General features: G+C 49.2%; 13 protein-coding genes and 2 pseudogenes. 10 read left to right on the forward strand and 5 right to left on the reverse strand.

Annotated elements, in window-relative coordinates:
• Positions 1-205 precede the first annotated feature (205 nt).
• The 7 genes from BLV54_RS12165 to BLV54_RS12195 all read left to right on the forward strand — a co-directional run bounded on the left by BLV54_RS12165 (position 206) and on the right by BLV54_RS12195 (position 10379).
• Positions 206-1000: an aldolase gene (locus BLV54_RS12165; RefSeq protein ID WP_090571930.1), complete on the forward strand. Its 795-nt coding sequence runs from the start codon at positions 206-208 to the stop codon at positions 998-1000.
• Positions 997-4653 (forward strand): ATP-binding protein, encoded by a 3657-nt coding sequence (locus tag BLV54_RS12170; protein WP_090571931.1) that lies wholly within the window; start codon positions 997-999, stop codon positions 4651-4653. Before BLV54_RS12165 ends, BLV54_RS12170 begins: the two co-directional genes overlap by 4 nt.
• Positions 4654-4673: 20 nt before the next feature.
• Positions 4674-5834 carry an ADP-forming succinate--CoA ligase subunit beta gene (sucC, locus tag BLV54_RS12175; RefSeq protein WP_090571932.1) on the forward strand — a complete coding sequence of 387 codons (1161 nt, stop codon included), beginning with the start codon at positions 4674-4676 and terminating at the stop codon, positions 5832-5834.
• A gap of 20 nt (positions 5835-5854) precedes the next feature.
• Positions 5855-6730, forward strand: coding sequence for a succinate--CoA ligase subunit alpha (sucD, locus tag BLV54_RS12180; protein WP_090571933.1), 876 nt, complete (start codon positions 5855-5857; stop codon positions 6728-6730).
• A gap of 171 nt (positions 6731-6901) precedes the next feature.
• The gene (locus BLV54_RS12185) at positions 6902-7252 is read left to right on the forward strand and encodes a hypothetical protein (RefSeq protein ID WP_090571934.1); all 351 of its coding nucleotides are present in this window, start codon (positions 6902-6904) and stop codon (positions 7250-7252) included.
• Positions 7253-7335: 83 nt separating this feature from the next.
• On the forward strand, positions 7336-8796 hold the full coding sequence (dacB, locus tag BLV54_RS12190; RefSeq protein ID WP_256329448.1) for a D-alanyl-D-alanine carboxypeptidase/D-alanyl-D-alanine endopeptidase: 1461 nt from the start codon (positions 7336-7338) through the stop codon (positions 8794-8796).
• Between the two features lie 566 nt (positions 8797-9362).
• Entirely contained in the window at positions 9363-10379 is a 1017-nt protein-coding gene (locus tag BLV54_RS12195; protein ID WP_090571936.1) for a ribonuclease T2 family protein, read from the forward strand.
• A gap of 48 nt (positions 10380-10427) precedes the next feature.
• Here the strand turns inward: BLV54_RS12195 and BLV54_RS12200 are convergent, their stop codons facing one another.
• The 4 genes from BLV54_RS12200 to BLV54_RS12210 form a co-directional block, all read right to left on the reverse strand.
• Complete coding sequence (locus tag BLV54_RS12200) at positions 10428-10619, reverse strand: hypothetical protein (protein WP_090571937.1); 192 nt, start codon at positions 10617-10619, stop codon at positions 10428-10430.
• A gap of 144 nt (positions 10620-10763) precedes the next feature.
• Complete coding sequence (locus tag BLV54_RS12205) at positions 10764-12218, reverse strand: hypothetical protein (RefSeq protein ID WP_090571938.1); 1455 nt, start codon at positions 12216-12218, stop codon at positions 10764-10766.
• A 2-nt stretch (positions 12219-12220) separates the two neighbouring features.
• On the reverse strand, positions 12221-12385 hold the full coding sequence (locus tag BLV54_RS16170) for a hypothetical protein (RefSeq protein ID WP_176969761.1): 165 nt from the start codon (positions 12383-12385) through the stop codon (positions 12221-12223).
• A gap of 340 nt (positions 12386-12725) precedes the next feature.
• Positions 12726-13079: a hypothetical protein gene (locus BLV54_RS12210; protein WP_090571939.1), complete on the reverse strand. Its 354-nt coding sequence runs from the start codon at positions 13077-13079 to the stop codon at positions 12726-12728.
• Between the two features lie 869 nt (positions 13080-13948).
• On the opposite strand from BLV54_RS12210, the gene BLV54_RS12220 reads away from it, so the two are divergent.
• Positions 13949-14788: a glycosyltransferase family 2 protein gene (locus BLV54_RS12220; protein ID WP_090571941.1), complete on the forward strand. Its 840-nt coding sequence runs from the start codon at positions 13949-13951 to the stop codon at positions 14786-14788.
• 65 nt (positions 14789-14853) lie between these two features.
• Here BLV54_RS12220 and BLV54_RS15680 read toward each other — a convergent pair.
• Positions 14854-14964: pseudogene (locus BLV54_RS15680) on the reverse strand (IS5/IS1182 family transposase); the annotation flags it as partial.
• 162 nt (positions 14965-15126) lie between these two features.
• Here BLV54_RS15680 and BLV54_RS12225 point away from each other — a divergent pair.
• Positions 15127-15372 carry a hypothetical protein gene (locus BLV54_RS12225; protein ID WP_176969762.1) on the forward strand — a complete coding sequence of 82 codons (246 nt, stop codon included), beginning with the start codon at positions 15127-15129 and terminating at the stop codon, positions 15370-15372.
• 298 nt (positions 15373-15670) lie between these two features.
• A pseudogene (locus BLV54_RS12230) lies at positions 15671-15924 on the forward strand (winged helix-turn-helix domain-containing protein); the annotation flags it as partial.

The raw sequence follows: 15924 nt of genomic DNA on the forward strand, positions 1-15924 counted from the left end.
TCTGACTCCTCTAATGATGAAACTCTTTTCCAAATTCGCTTCATCATAAGGAATTCAGATTCCTTTTACTTCTTTTCTTATGTCGAACTCACGTTAATTACTTGAGGGAGAAAAAGAATGGTTAACGCAATCAGTATATTATTTGGTATGCTGATAATTATCGATCATTTTAAACCGGTATGAGCCGCAAACAGAGAAAGCTATCATGAGCAATGACACCTTCAATCTTGATAAAAATCAACTGATCCAACGTGCCTTCAATCAGATGGAGCAGTATATACAAGGTGCTGGCTATACCTTACGCCAGAAGCTGGCCTTGACTTGCCGCATTCTGTTCGATAATGGTCATGATTCTGGTCTTGCTGGCCAGATCACGGCGCGTATGGAACAGCCAGGTACTTTTCTGACGCAGCGACTTGGCTTGGGATTCGACGAGATCAGTGCGGGTAATTTATTGTTGGTTGATGAGAATCTGCAGGTACTGGAAGGGGATGGCATGGCTAATCCCGCCAATCGCTTCCATGCCTGGGTCTATCGCGCGCACCCTGATGTGCGCTGTATTATTCATACCCATGCAGTGCATACGGCAGCTTTGAGCATGCTCGAGGTGCCTTTACAAATTTCTCATATGGATAATTGCGTACTGTATGATGATGTGGCTTTTCTTCCCAAATGGCCAGGGGTGCCAGTGGGTAATGAGGAAGGTGAGCTGATTGCCTCAGCATTGGGCAATAAACGGGCTTTATTGCTGGCGCATCATGGCCTGCTGGTGGCTTGTGGCAGCATTGAAGAAGCCTGCCTGCTGGCGCTTGCATTCGAGCGGGCTGCGCGCATGCATTTGCTGGCTGCCTCTGCTGGTAAGATTCAACCGATTGATCCTGAACTCGGGCGTGAAGCACACGATTGGATTCTGCGTGCACAACGCAGTGCAGCTGCATTTGCTTACTATGCGCGCCGCAGCCTGAAACAGCAGCACAATGCAGATTGCTTGCTAGAATGATTTCGCTTTATTTTAATTCCCTGACACAGCGATTTGCGATCTGGTTTGCACTTGCCGCGCTATTACCCATACTTCTGATTGGTTATAGTCTGTTGCATACGTTTGAGACCGAGATGCACAAGGCTGCTATCCAGCAGGTTTCAGCAATTGCTGATAAAAAGGTCGAACAGATCGATTTTTACTTAGAGGAACGATTGCTCGATGCTCATCTGATTGAGGGAGCGGAGACTACCCATCAAGCCATTGATCAATTTATTAATGTGTTTAATCGGTATGGTGTTGATTCCGAGATTTATCGTGAGCTGGACGCAACATATCGCGAGCACTTTGAACGCTTCGTCAGCGGCGCAGGGTATTACGATGCATTCCTGGTTTCTATGGATGGATCGGTTGTTTTTACAGTTGCTCACGAGGCTGATTTTGCCACTAACTTGCTTACTGGTCTTTATCGCAATACAGGACTGGGTCAGGTATTTCGTCAGGCAGTGGAGACAGGGAAGAGCAGCATCTCGAGTTTTGAGTATTACGAGCCTTCTAGAGGCGCCATTGCAGCCTTTATTGGCGTTCCCATTGTTATTGACCATGTAATACATGGCGTTTTTGCACTTCAGATTTATAGTGAACGTGTATTTGAGGTGCTCACCAACAATGTCGGTCTCGGAGAAAGCGGTGAAACGATCGTTACCCGTTTTGAAGACGAACAGACAGCATTAGTGATGGCACCCTTGAAAGATGAGCCTGATGCAGCCTTAAAGCGGACCATTTCTCTTAAAAATCCCATTCTGTCAAGTACCATCAAAAAAAGTCTGGACGGTGAGGCTGGTGGTGGAATGGCCATCGATTATCGTGGTCATCAGGTGGTAGCGGCCTGGCGTTATTTCCCGCGAACGAAGTGGGGAATGGTGGTGCAAATCGATGTGGAAGAAGCTTTTGCCTCCGTCTTTCGGGTACGTACCATTGGCTTTGTGATTCTATGTTTGACCCTTATCCTTGCCACGCTAGGTGCGATGTTGTTCAACCGGCGTGTGATGACACCTCTGAAAAATCTCAATGAAGGGGCGCAGGCGATTGCGTCGGGAGATCTGCAGCAGCGAGTCCCGAGTGAAGGGTGGGATGAGGTAGGGACATTGGCTGATGCCTTTAACACTATGACCGAACGGTTGAATACCAGCTACCGTGAGCTGGAAGATCGTGTAGCAGAAAGAACAGCCGAGCTGGAATATGCCAATGCCGAATTAGCCATCAAGGAAGAGGAGACGCGTTCAGTGGTCGAGCATATGGTGGATTGTGTCGTTACGACCGATGAAAGAGGCTTCATGCTTTCGGTCAATCCAGTGATGGAAAAGCTGTTTGGCTATACCAGCGAAGAAGCGGTTGGTCAGAATATAGCTATTCTGGTTCCAGAGCCTGATCGCAGTCAGCATCAGTTTTATATGGAGCGCTATTGCAAGACGGGTTATGGGCAAAAATATGTCGGTCGCCCGTATTTAAGCGGATCTCATGGTATTGGCTTAGAAAGGGAAGTGGAAGGGATACACAAAAACGGTGAATTGATTCCTATCTATCTCGCGGTTAGTGAATATTTCGTGGGAGGGAAACGCCATTTTACTGGTGTAATGCGTGATATCCGTGAGCACGTAAAAATCATGAAGGATCTGGAAAATGCTCGGCTGGAGGCAGAGCAGGCCAATAAAGCCAAATCAGCTTTTCTGGCAGTGATGAGTCACGAGATTCGAACGCCCATGAATGGTGTGATTGGAATGGTTGAAGTCTTGCAGCAATCAAGCTTAACCAGCTACCAGATGGAAATGACCAATCTGATCAAAGAATCAGCGTTCGCCTTGCTGGACATAATTGAGGATATCCTTGATTTCTCAAAAATTGAAGCAGGCAGGATAGAGATCGAGCTCGCACCAATACCATTGGCGACGGCGGTGGAAAAAGCGTGCAGCATGCTGGAACATCTGGCGGCGAACAGGGGGGTAGAGCTGACTTTATTTACCGACCCGACTATCCCTGAGGAAGTACTTGGTGATGCGTTGCGTCTACGCCAGGTGCTGGTCAATTTGATCAACAATGCGATTAAATTCTCCAGTGGTCAGCAGCGACCAGGTCGAGTGTCAGTCCAGGTGACCATGACCGAATTGACCTCAGAGCGTGTACTCATTGCCTTCCAGATAATGGATAATGGTATCGGTATGAATGAAGAGACGTTGAAGCGTCTGTTCACTCCTTTTAGCCAGGGAGATATATCTACCACCCGGCGTTTTGGGGGGACTGGCTTAGGACTGACGATCACTCATCATTTGGTAGAATTGATGGGAGGAGAGATCACCGTTCAGAGTATACCGGGTGAAGGTTCCACTTTTATCGTACACCTACCATTTAAACCTTTACCGACTAAACCAGTTAGTCGCGATAAAATGGTTGATCTTAGTGGACTTTCATGTCTAGTGATTGGTGACGAAGAGGGGATAAGTAACGATCTGGTTGCCTATTTGAAGTTTGTAAATGCGAATGTTGAACGTGTGACTGATCTTGCCGCGGCGCGTGAGCGCATCAAGAAGCTTCCTCCCGGGCAATGGCTGCTCGTGATTGATGCCGGTCATGAGGAGCCGCCTGTAGATGAACTACGTTTGGCTTTCCGCACCCGAGCAATGCTGAAGACGGAAGAAAAGCCTCATTTTGTCATCGTTAAAAGGGGACGGCGTCATCTCGGACGCATCCAGCCAGACGGATCGGTTACGCTAGATGGGAATATTCTGTATCGGCAAGCATTTCTTCAGGCAGTTGCCGCTGCCGCAGGTAGAGCAAAACTGGAGGAAGAAGTGCCTACTCCTCAAGGGATTAAACGGATTACACCACCTTCTCGTGAGGAAGCTTTGCAACTAGGGAAACTGATTCTGGTAGCGGAAGATAATGAGATCAACCAGAAAGTTATTCGACAGCAACTGGCTTTGCTGGGGTATGCCGCAGATGTGGCAGCAGATGGACAGGAAGCCTTGCAGCGTTGGGAAAGCGGAAACTATGCTTTGCTCCTGAGTGACCTGCATATGCCGAAGATGGATGGCTATCAGCTTACCCAAAATATCCGCAGTGCCAAGAAAGGGAAGACCGATATTCCAATCGTAGCGCTAACTGCCAACGCGCTCAAAGGTGAAGCCGACAAATGCCGTGCTCTCGGCATGAACGATTATTTGAGTAAGCCAGTACAGCTGCAACAACTCAAAGTCACACTGGAGAAATGGATGCCTGCACCAGAATATAAGCCAGTTGTGCCTGCTGAGCAAGCTGCGGGCAGCCAAGCAATTACACCGGTGGTAGATGTGGGTATACTCGAAGCATTAGTGGGCAATGATCCCGCAACCATTCGAGAATTTTTGCAGGATTTCCGTACCAATACCAGCGAAATTGGCGAGCAATTGCGGGATGCTGCTCGAAAGAATCAATTCGATTTAATCAAGGCGGCCGCGCATAAACTCAAATCATCGGCGCGATCAGTCGGAGCAATGATGCTGGGCGAATGGTGTGCGAAAATAGAGCAAGCAGCTAAAGATAGCAATGAAAAAGAATTAGCCAGTTTGTTGCCTCATTTCGAAGAAGAACTGAAGGCGGTCGATAACTATCTGGCAGCACTGGATAAGATCCAATAAGAAAAATAGGAATATTAACAATGAAAATTCATGAGTACCAGGCTAAGGAGATTTTACGCCGTTATGGTGTAAAGACACCGCCAGGAATCGCATGCTTCAGCGTGGATGACGCTGTTGCTGCTGCCGAAAAACTAGGTGGTGACAAATGGGTAGTAAAAGCACAAATCTATGCAGGTGGAAGGGGTAAAGGGGGAGGAGTCAAATTAGCACGATCGCTGGCAGAAGTTCGGTTACTGGCGGAAGGCATGCTGAACAAACCACTTATTACGCCGCAAACGGGATCAGCCGGCCAAGTGGTTCATCGCCTCTATATCGAGCAGGGTGTGGACATCCAGCACGAATATTATGTGGGAATCGTGATAGATCGCAGTCGTCAGCGTGCCTGCCTGATGGCAAGTTCGGAAGGGGGCATGGACATCGAACAAGTTGCTGCGAGCACACCAGAAAAGATCCGGAAAATTCTGATCAACCCGATGGCCGGACTGAGCGATCAGGAAGCTGATACTTTAGCGCGCAAAATCGGCATACCTGCATCCAGTCTGCCCGCAGCACAAGTTTTACTGAAAGGGTTATATCAAGCTTTTGATGAGAATGATGCTTCGCTGCTTGAAATCAATCCGCTCATTGTGACGAGTGACGGTCAGGTACTTGCATTGGATGCAAAAATGAATTTCGATGATAACGCGCTGTTTCGCCATCCTGATATTGTTGCTTTGCGTGATCTGGATGAAGAGGATCCGGCAGAAATCGAAGCAGCCGAGCATGGTCTTTCCTATATACCGCTCGATGGCAATATTGCTTGCCTGGTGAATGGTGCAGGACTTGCCATGGCTACGATGGATATCATAAAGCTCTATGGTGGCAGTCCCGCTAATTTTCTTGATGTGGGGGGTGGAGCGACTGTTGATAAAGTGACCGAGGCATTTAAGATCATGCTGCGTAATCCAAAATTGCGGGCTATCCTGGTCAACATCTTTGGCGGAATCATGAAATGCGATGTCATTGCGCAAGGGGTTACCATCGCAGCAAGGGAAGTAAAATTAGCGATACCGTTGATTGTGCGTCTGGAAGGAACCAATGTGGAAGTGGGTAAAAAAATTCTGGCTGAATCGGGATTGTCGATTATTTCTGCAACGACTATGGCCGATGCTGCTGAGAAAGCAGTGAGGGCAGCAACATAGAAGCAATGGGAGTCTAAATTATGTCTATTTTGATTAATAGTAATAGCCGAGTGATCACCCAAGGTATCACGGGTAAAACGGGGCAGTTTCATACCCGACTGTGTCGCGAGTATGCCGATGGACAGCAATGTTTCGTGGCAGGTGTCAATCCCAAAAAGCCGGGTGAGGAGTTTGAGGGGATACCCATTTTCGCTACTGTGCAGGAAGCCAAAGAGGCTACGGGTGCGACCGCCTCGGTCATTTATGTACCCCCTGCATTTGCAGCAGCAGCGATCGATGAAGCAGTAGAAGCGGAACTTGATCTGGTCGTTTGTATCACGGAAGGCATACCCGTGCGCGATATGCTGCGTACTCGTTATAAGATGGAGGGACGCAAAACACTGCTGATTGGGCCGAATTGCCCTGGCATCATCACGCCTGATGAGATTAAAGTTGGCATCATGCCCGGCTATATTCATAAGAAAGGGCGCATTGGTGTAGTTTCGCGATCTGGTACGCTGACCTATGAAGCCGTTGCCCAGCTCATGGCATTGGAGTTAGGTCAATCCACCTGCGTGGGGATCGGCGGAGATCCGATTAACGGGTTGAAACATCTCGATGTGATGAAGCTGTTCAATGATGACGATGAAACCGATGCAGTATTGATGGTGGGTGAGATCGGTGGAACCGATGAAGAAGAATGTGCCCGCTGGATCAAGGACAACATGAAAAAGCCGGTGGTTGGCTTTATCGCAGGCCTGGCAGCACCACCAGGCAAACGTATGGGACATGCTGGAGCAATTATTGCCGGTGGTAAAGGAACAGCGCAGGAAAAAATTGCCGTCATGGAAGAATGCGGGATTCGTGTCTCCCGCAACCCGGCGGAAATGGGTAAATTGCTCAAATCGGTGTTATAACCACAAGGGCACTGATTCAGGAATTTCCCTAATTCCATTTCCAAATCAAATATGACACGAAGGCGAGCCGCAGACAGTATAAATAATACGGCAAGGTGAAGCCGACAAAGTCAGGTTTGATTTAGGAATGGAATAAGAAATCGTTTGGAGAGAATAAAGAGGAAGTTAACAATGTATCGAGTTTCAGCTGTGTTTTTAATCGCCGTGTTTTTAGTCGCTTTGCTGGCAAGCTGTGCCCCGACTCAGCCACTCCCACCACCAGCTAAGCCCGAAAAACCTGTGCCTGGAGCACAGCCGGCTCCGGCACCAATGAAGCGTCCGTCCGGTCCTTTACCACCCAGTACGCGACCAACTTACAATCTGGGTGGCTATCCTCCTGCTACCAAGGAAGGCTATATTGATGGTTGTGAGACTGCGAAGAAAACCCGCTATGGTTACAAGGATGAGCAGCGCTATCCTAATGATGAACAATACCGCATGGGATGGGATGATGGATTTGCGATTTGCCGTGGTAAACGTTAAATAAACCTAAAAACAGTTTTTAGGTTAAAAGCAATATCACGCAAATTTGTTCGATCTTTTTTTCGATTTGGATGAAGCTATCCTTGATCAGCTTGAAATCTAAGTTAAGAGCGGTTCTTTCTTTTTTATTAGCGTTAACAACATTAGCCGCGTTATCCGTCTGGCCGGCCGATATACCAGATGCTGTCCGTCAAGCACTAAAGCAAGCAAGTATTCCTGAGACGGCGATTGGCATTTATGTAAAAGAAGTCAGTGGCAAACAGCCAGTGCTTGCTGTTAATTCAGATACCGCCATGAATCCTGCTTCGGTGATGAAGCTGGTGACTACCTATGCGGGGTTGGAGTTGCTGGGCCCTGCTTACAACTGGCGGACTGAGATCTATGCATTGGGCAAGATAAAGGATGGGGTCTTGCGAGGCGATCTCGCGATCAAAGGGTATGGTGATCCCAATCTCAATCTGGAAAATTTCTGGCTATTAGTTCGCCAGATTCGTCAGACTGGCTTAAAAGAGATTACAGGTGATTTGCTTCTGGATAACAGTTACTACAATGTTGCTGTGGGCGATCCAGGTGCTTTTGATGGTAATCGCTATAAAACCTATAATGTTTTTCCTGAAGCAGTGCTGGTCAATTACCGCACCTCAGCGCTGCATCTGATACCCCAGGCGGAAAATAATACAGTGCGAATAGTGGTTGATCCGGCCTCGGAATTGCTCGATTTAAAGAATAATCTGAAACTGATTCGTGGTAATTGCGGTGACTGGAGTAACCAACTGCATGTTGAGGTGCGTGAACAGCAAGGAGACAATGGCCGGATTACCGTTATTCTCAGCGGTAACTACGCGATGCAATGTGGTCAGAATACTTATCATTTGAGCCTGCATGAAAATTCAGCCTACGTGCATGATTTATTCAAAAAATTATGGAGACAGCAAGGCGGTTCATTTAGTGGCAGCGTGCGCAATGGCGTCGTGCCAAATGGAATAGCACCGCTCAAAGTGCATCACTCACCACCACTTGCGCAAATTATTCGCGGAATCAATAAATTCAGTAATAACGTTGCTGCACGACAGCTCTATCTGGCGCTAGGGGAAACGATGATGCCATCCAATGGCCATACCTCTGTCTCGCTGGAGCAATCCGATCAAGCCATCAGGCGATGGTTGCTTGCTAAACGTTTAAGCTTCCCTGAACTAATTATGGAGAATGGCTCGGGGTTATCGCGCCAGGAACGGATTAGTGCTAGCCAAATGGGGGAATTGCTGGTAGCAGCATTCCACAGTCAGGTAATGCCGGAATTTATCTCCTCCTTAGCGATTGCCGGGATGGATGGCACCATGAGGAACCGCTTCAGAGGTACTTTGGTTGCAGGGAGGGCGCATATGAAAACGGGCACGCTCAATGAGGTAACGGCGATTGCTGGTTATTTACAGGATCATAAAGATCGTCGTAATGTTGTCGTTTTCTTCATTAATCACCTGCAAGCGGCTAACGCACGCTCAGCTATGGATGCGTTGATCAGATGGGTATATGAAAGAGCATAACTATCAATATAATTCAGCCCGGATATTCGCTAGAAAATGAAATGATGGTGAGGTATTTTGTGAGCAGATTGAATGCTTCGCTCGAAACTCATCAGCAAGTATGCATGTTATCCCTGAGCAGAGTTAATAGATCGTTCCAGTAAAACCTTTACCGTTCGCGGTGAGCAGTGAGCTAGTCGAATTGTCGAACCGCTCGGCCTGAGCCTGTCGAAGGCCGAGCGGTTCTTCTTTTGTAAAGTTTTATTGGAACGGTCTACGGGTAATCCTTCACCGCTCGCGGTAAGCAGTGAACTTGCCGAGCTGTCGAACCGCTAACCGCTCGCAGTGAGCCTGTCGAACTGCTAAACAGCTAACATCGGCCTTCGACGGGCTCAGGCCGAGCGGTTCTTATGAAAAGTTTTTACTGGAACGATCTTATTTCATTTCCAAATCAAACATGGCACGAAGGCGAGCCGCAGACAGTATAAATAATACGGCAAGGAGAAGCTGACAAAGCCAGGTTTGATTTGGAAATGGAATTACTAGTATTTTATTTGCGACCGAATTATTTTATAGAAAGGAGAAAAATGATATCTACTCGAATGAGTGCTGCCTTCCGGCTATTGGTACTGATTCTCGGTATCAGTAGCGTGTTTCCGAGCTGGGCGGATAAAGTAAATGGAACATTTTCCGCACAACAATCATGCCCGGCCTATGTCTCAAAAAATAAACTGACCAACCCGGATCAGACCACGCTTCAGGTGGGGGAGAATTACCAGACACTTGAGGTTAATCGACCTGATCGTCCAGGCTGGTACCGAATTATCGTGCCGGGTGCCCATCCTAAAGAGCGCTGGGTCAGTGCCGACTGTGGACAATTCCAGACCGAACAAGGAGCAGGAACAAGGGCAGGAGCAGGGAATAATGTTTGTAACACTGCCGGTCGAGCCGATAGTTATGTGCTCGCGCTCTCGTGGCAACCTGCATTCTGCGAAACTAAACCACAAAAACCAGAATGCCAGATTACCGATCCGGTTTCTTATCAGGCACAGCATTTTACTCTGCATGGTCTATGGCCCAACCAACAGCAATGTAATAAGGAGTATGCATTCTGTGGTGAGGTTACTGACCAGAAAAAGAATTTTTGCGATTATCCGGCAATCAAGCTGGATGCTGATTCTCAGGCTGCATTGGCAGAAGTTATGCCCAGTGTAACGGCCGGCTCTTGTTTGGAGCGGCATGAGTGGCATAAGCATGGCACATGCCAGGCCACTTGGTCTATGGAGGAATATTTTGACCTGTCAGTGGATTTAACTCGTCAATTTAATGAAGCGGGCATGGCTGATTTCATGAATCGCAAAATCGGCCAGCAAGTACGTACCGAGGATTTTCTAAATCGCATAGTCGCTGTCCTTGGACCAGCCGCGCGAGACAGGGTGAAATTGAAATGTGAACAGGGAATGTTAGTAGAAGTGCAGATTAGCCTCATCGCTGACCTGGCGCGAGGCAAGGAGCTCGAGCAGCTGATTGCCCAGGCGCCAAAACAAACTCCTTCCACCTGTAAAGAAGCATTTTTCGTTGATCCTATCGGCTATCAGCAATGAACGATGTAGGTAGAACAGCAGATACAAAACACCGCTCGACCTGAGCTGTTAGCCTGTTGAACAGTCGAAGGCTGATGTCAGTTGCTCAGTGATCGGTGTAAGCACACTGTGAAATTTCAGTGCTCCCTTTTGGATGCGATAGACGCCATCGAACACCAGGTAATGCAGATGAATGTTGAGATTGGCCGAACCGAGTCGTGATTGCGCCAGTTTAAGCATCTCACCGTTTAAATCCTGCATGTTTGATCAGAAAAGTAGAAATGGTGTATTAAATCATCTACAGTATCGGCGTCAACAGCAGCGGTGCCGAAGTGGAAGGGGCCGAAACTCTCGCTTCCTGCGTGAAGGATGGCGCCTTGGCGAAAGGCGTGAAGCAGCAGTCGGCTATTGCCGCTCGTGATCGCATCCTGCAGCGCCTGACTTGCCGAAGAGCCGGTCTTCGGCAAGTCGATGTGTAGGATCAGCTGTCGCGGGCGATTCGGTAATATCGGAGACTGGTGAACTTCTTTGTGTGGCAGTACGCTGTCCGGCCCGCCGGCGCAGCTCGCCGATCTCGGCCGCGAGCACTGCCACGAGCTGCGCCATGACGTTGACGTCCAGCCCGGCGCTGGCCTGCGCGTCCTCAATCACGTCGTCGGACAGGAGTGCGTCCTCCTTGAGGAAGCGCCGCGCGACCGCGAGGTTTGACGACTTGTAGTACTCGACGATCTCCTGCGCCAGCGCCTTGGGCAGTCGGTAGCGGCCGCCCGCCACGCCGGCGGCCATCGCGCGGCGCAGCAGCCATTCGAGCTGGACGATGCGGTCGAACTCCGCCGGCGCCGACGCGGCAGCCAGCTTCTCGGCGCGGGCGAACACAGTGCGCAAACGCTCCACTTCAGTGCCGCAGATGGCCAGGATCCGTGACAAGGTCTCCATCTGCACGTCGAGCGTGGTGTGTGTCGCCGGATCAATGCGATCGTCGAACAAGTCGCCTGACTCGCCGAGATATTCGGTCGCCACGCGCCGGTTCGACGCGCGGTAATACTCAATGATCCGGCGCGTAGTCTCGGCGTCGAGCTTGTACGTCCCGTTGCCGATGCCGCGGTCAATGGCCTCTTTTATCAACCAGTTGAGCTCGCGCATCTTGGTCACCGCGTTGGCGACGAACTTGAAGGCCAGTAACTCGGCCGGCAGGCTGCGGTTCTCGGACTTGCTGTGAATGTCCTCCGCTGCGACGATTTGGCCGAGGTCATAAGTGATGCCGCAGGCATCGAGCACCCGGCTGGTCAGGCTCTCGCGCCCAGCAGCCATGCGGTCGAACACCTGCACCTTGACCGCGGCCCTGCCGAACTCCTCGGCCCATGGCGCCAGCAGTGCGTACCAATCGAGCCGGCCCTGCGCATGCGAGTTCCACACCAGCGGCTGCGTGCGGTTGATCGCCTTCACGCTCTGGTTGAAGCCCGACACCATGATACGGTCCTGGCGACGCAGCACGGCAACAATCGTCGTATCCGGCGTCACCAAATCATGACTGCACAGGATCTCGCGGAGCAGCCGCGGACTGGATAGGCTAAAGTACTCGGAGGACATGACGGCCGTATGAAAATCTGGGCTTGGTGGCTGACTCTCGGCGAGCGCCTGCTCCAGGCTCATCACAGCTTTGATGTGCACGAAATCCGACCGTTCGTGCAGCTTGCTGTCGCGCGGCGTCGCCTCCACTGCGAGGCGATGCGCTCCTATGAACGTCGGCGGGATCCAGATCTTGTTCGTCGCAAACGTCTTGCGCATTCCGGCCAACACCGCCTGGATCAGGCTGGTACCGGTCTTCGGCATGCCGATATGGATATGCAGCGCGTTCATCGCTACCAAGTCGTGGCCTTTAGGTAGAGCGTCTTCCAGCGGTAGCCCGTGTCCTCGCATACCGTTGGCAGAATACGCACGATCCCGTGCAGGATCGTGCCATCGTACGGCAGCGTCTTGAGGCGGCCGCCGACAAGGGTATAGGAAAAATAAACGCTCTTTTTCATAAGAAATGAATGTACAGAAAAACGGATGGAGTGTCAAACACTCTAATAAGCGATCAAAAATTCAAAAAATTTGTGCCCATTTAGTAGCAAAAATTGCTGAATTTAGATCATTTTTTGTTTTTCAGGCGAAAGACGCATAGGGAGAATGATCAGCTCAACCATAAAGAAAGCTGAGAAAGATGAGTCATAAAGATTAAAAAATCAAATATTTGTACTAGTACTCAAGGTGGCGGGCAGGCAATGTTCAATGTCGATGTCGAACATCCGTTTTAACAGGCGCACCCAACTAATGCGTGCAGACGCTGAGGAAAATGGTACACCGCTATTCGTATCGGATGCATTACCTTTGCTCTCTCTTCTTGCTACCAGGAATAATCTCGTTGCGCAGCCTCGCATTCAGGGCGACTAAGATAGACCCCATCGAGTACCAGACAATGCAGGTGACTGTTGAGATTGGCTGCTGAACAAAGCGTTGGAGGAGTGTGATCGCACCAGTTTGTGCATCACACCGTTTTAATCCAGCTTGCTTGAGTAGAAAAATTGAAATGGCGCGGTGAATGACCTGCATGACCTTCGAGAGTAAGTGTGGTTGAGCAGAAAATAAAACCCCCAGCGGAATCTGCAGCGACAACACCCCCTGCTGCACGGTATATTGGGGGGACAGATTAACCAGGTGGGCAGCAATCTGCGCCATACGCCGACCACCACATCAAGGGCAGAATCCACGTCGTTTGCAAGTAAAAGCCACTAGTTTCTCATGGGTGTAAGCAATCCAACGCAGGCATAAGAAGCCCATGCACTAAAATGCCACACTCTGGTAAGGCATTAAAAACTGTGATGGAAACAACTTCGGTTGACGAGGAAAAATTATCTCATTTTTTCGATTAAACGTTCATACGGTGTTTTTCCGCCCTTCCCCGGCTTCTGTGTACATCAGTTGGGCGCGTTTGCTCAAGCGGGTGTTTGATATCGACATCGAACACTGTCCGCATTGTGGTGGAACCCTGAAAATCATCGCCGCCATCCTGGAATCCGGTGCAATCACTAAAATTCTTGACCATCTCGACTTGTCCTCCCGAGTGCCGCCACGTTCACCTGTGCAGGTCCAAGGTCTTTTCGATCCCGTCTGATTCGTGGTTCATCTTTTTCAGTACACTTCCTGATTAAGCTGACTATTCCGCTTGAGCGTCTTTCGCGTAATTAACAAAAAACGATCAAAAATCAATACTATTTGCTGATAGTATGACACAAATTTTGTGAATTTCGGATTAATTGCCGGTATGGTTGACAACCAAATCGCTCCTGAGTATATTCATATTTAGTGTAAAAGGGCGTTTATTTTTCCTATACACTGGGAGATTTCATCAAGCTTCATGCCCCTTGGTTGTATTGGGGCGAGTATCTGGCTGCAGCCTCAGGTCAGCACCGCACAGACTAGGCAAACAAACGATCTCTTAATATAAGAACTAACCGAGGGGTCGCTTTTCCAATCTTGCATAAAGATAGCACGGTATAACCGCAGCGACTACTAGATCGACTTAGTAAATTGACGAGCAGGTATGTATGACGACTTCAACAGCCACACGTTGCGCAATCATGAGGAATGAATCGCGCTACATCCCCGAATGGATTGCCTACCACCGCGCTATTGGGTTTAACGATATATTTATTTTGGATAACGAGAGCACAGACCGGACGCCTGATATCTTATCAGCACTTGCTCAGCAGGGTCTTGTAAGGTCCATGCACTGGACTACGGACGGGAGGCACAACCAGATGCTTGCCTATAAGGCCGCCCTTAGCCACATAAATACTGAATGGGTGTGCTTCCTAGATGCGGATGAATTCCTTGTTCTTCATGATGCCGCAACCGTTGAGGAGTTTCTGGGGTGCTTCAGGCCCGATGTCGGCCTGATCTCCATCAACTGGGAAATCTTTGGGTCCTCAAAAATCGAGCGGTACGACCCCGCCCCAACGTTTGAACGCTTTGTCAGGGCAGCACCTTCGGACCATAAAACCAATCACCACCTCAAATGCTTTGCCCGCGTTAGCATGATTGATAAGCCCTTCGTACATAGTTGCGCAATGAGGGCAGGTACGAGCGTCGATGCGAGCGGTCAGGATCTAGTAGTAGAGGGGAACAGTTTCGCTCCCCCCAACCATAAGGCGGCTCAGATAAACCACTACATTATCCGTTCCCTTGAGGAGTATAAGGATAAATGCGAACGGGGCTGGGCGAATACTGCCTACTCAGGCGAGCAACGATCTCCCGAGAGGATCGCTGGCTATCTCAGCTTCAATGATCGTAACGACGAGGAAGATCGTTCAATTCTGAAAAGACTCCCAGAGTATCGAACCCAGAGAGCTATCATCGATCAGGCCTTGAGATCAGTTCAAAACTAAGAAGTAGTTCCATAGACCGGCGCCCAGCCTGTGTTAGCGACATGGCTAGTTCCTAGATAGTGTCGTCACAAGATATTAACCCAAAGAGCGATACATCGGATTTGAATGGCAGCAAGGAAGGATGATGAAGTTTTGGCGTAGCGCGTGACTATACCTCGCCATCGTTTGAGATGTAAAATATTTTCATAACCGCGTATCTGACAGCATCGATCGCTCGAGAATCATTTAGTTAGTGCATTATGTGATCTCGAAAATACCCCTGTTTAATCAAAAGCATAACTGGTTGGAATTGGATTATTAATGCAGTTTCTAGTACAAATTAGAATTACGCCCACTGTATGGACAGTACCCGCTATTCGAACAGCAAGAAAAAAGGCGAAGGCAATACTGTGAATAGTAATGCTTATCTGGTATGGGCTTTCATCGAAGCAGCCAACTACGCCCGGCGTTTCTGTGCCAAGGCAAAGCGCTGCTTCGAGAAGAAGAAAGCCAAAACAAACAGCGTTATTGCCACCAAGGCGCTGGCCCACAAGCTGGCGCAGGTAAGTTATCACATGCTCAAGGAGAAACATCATTTGATGTGACACGCTGTTTCACTTGAACAGTTAAAGGTGGCAGCAACTCAGCCAGCAAAGGGAAGGGGCTGGATGCGAGTCAGCGGGGGTGAGTGGAGCCTTGCCTGCCACTTGCCTGTATTGTCAACTCTGATCGTCTGCTGGGTGAGCACGAGCCGTGGTTTCTGTAATTTTTGCTTGGACACTCAAGCGACACCAACGTTTCTCTGGGGCAGCTTTTCGTCAGGACGGCATTAGAGCATAATTCCAATTCGCATTGAAAAATGAAGAAATGAAACAATATAGCCATGAATTAGAGGAAAGAATCATGGCAAGAAAAGCGAGTGGAATAGATCAATTGGTATCAGCGCGAGAATTGTTGAGGACAGCTAAAACGGCGGCTGAATTGAGGGCGGCGCAAGCAGTATTACTCCCATTGGAATTGGAAATGTCGATAGAGGAAACGGCGAAGGTCATTGGGCGTTCAATCAGATGGACATGCAGCATGCGCACGCGCTACTGTAGAGTCGCTCGTGGTGAAGAGAACGCACCTCGAATGAAACGAGACCTTCGTAACCGTGC

The sequence above is a fragment of the Nitrosomonas sp. Nm33 genome (assembly GCF_900107265.1).
Classification (GTDB): Bacteria; Pseudomonadota; Gammaproteobacteria; order Burkholderiales; family Nitrosomonadaceae; genus Nitrosomonas.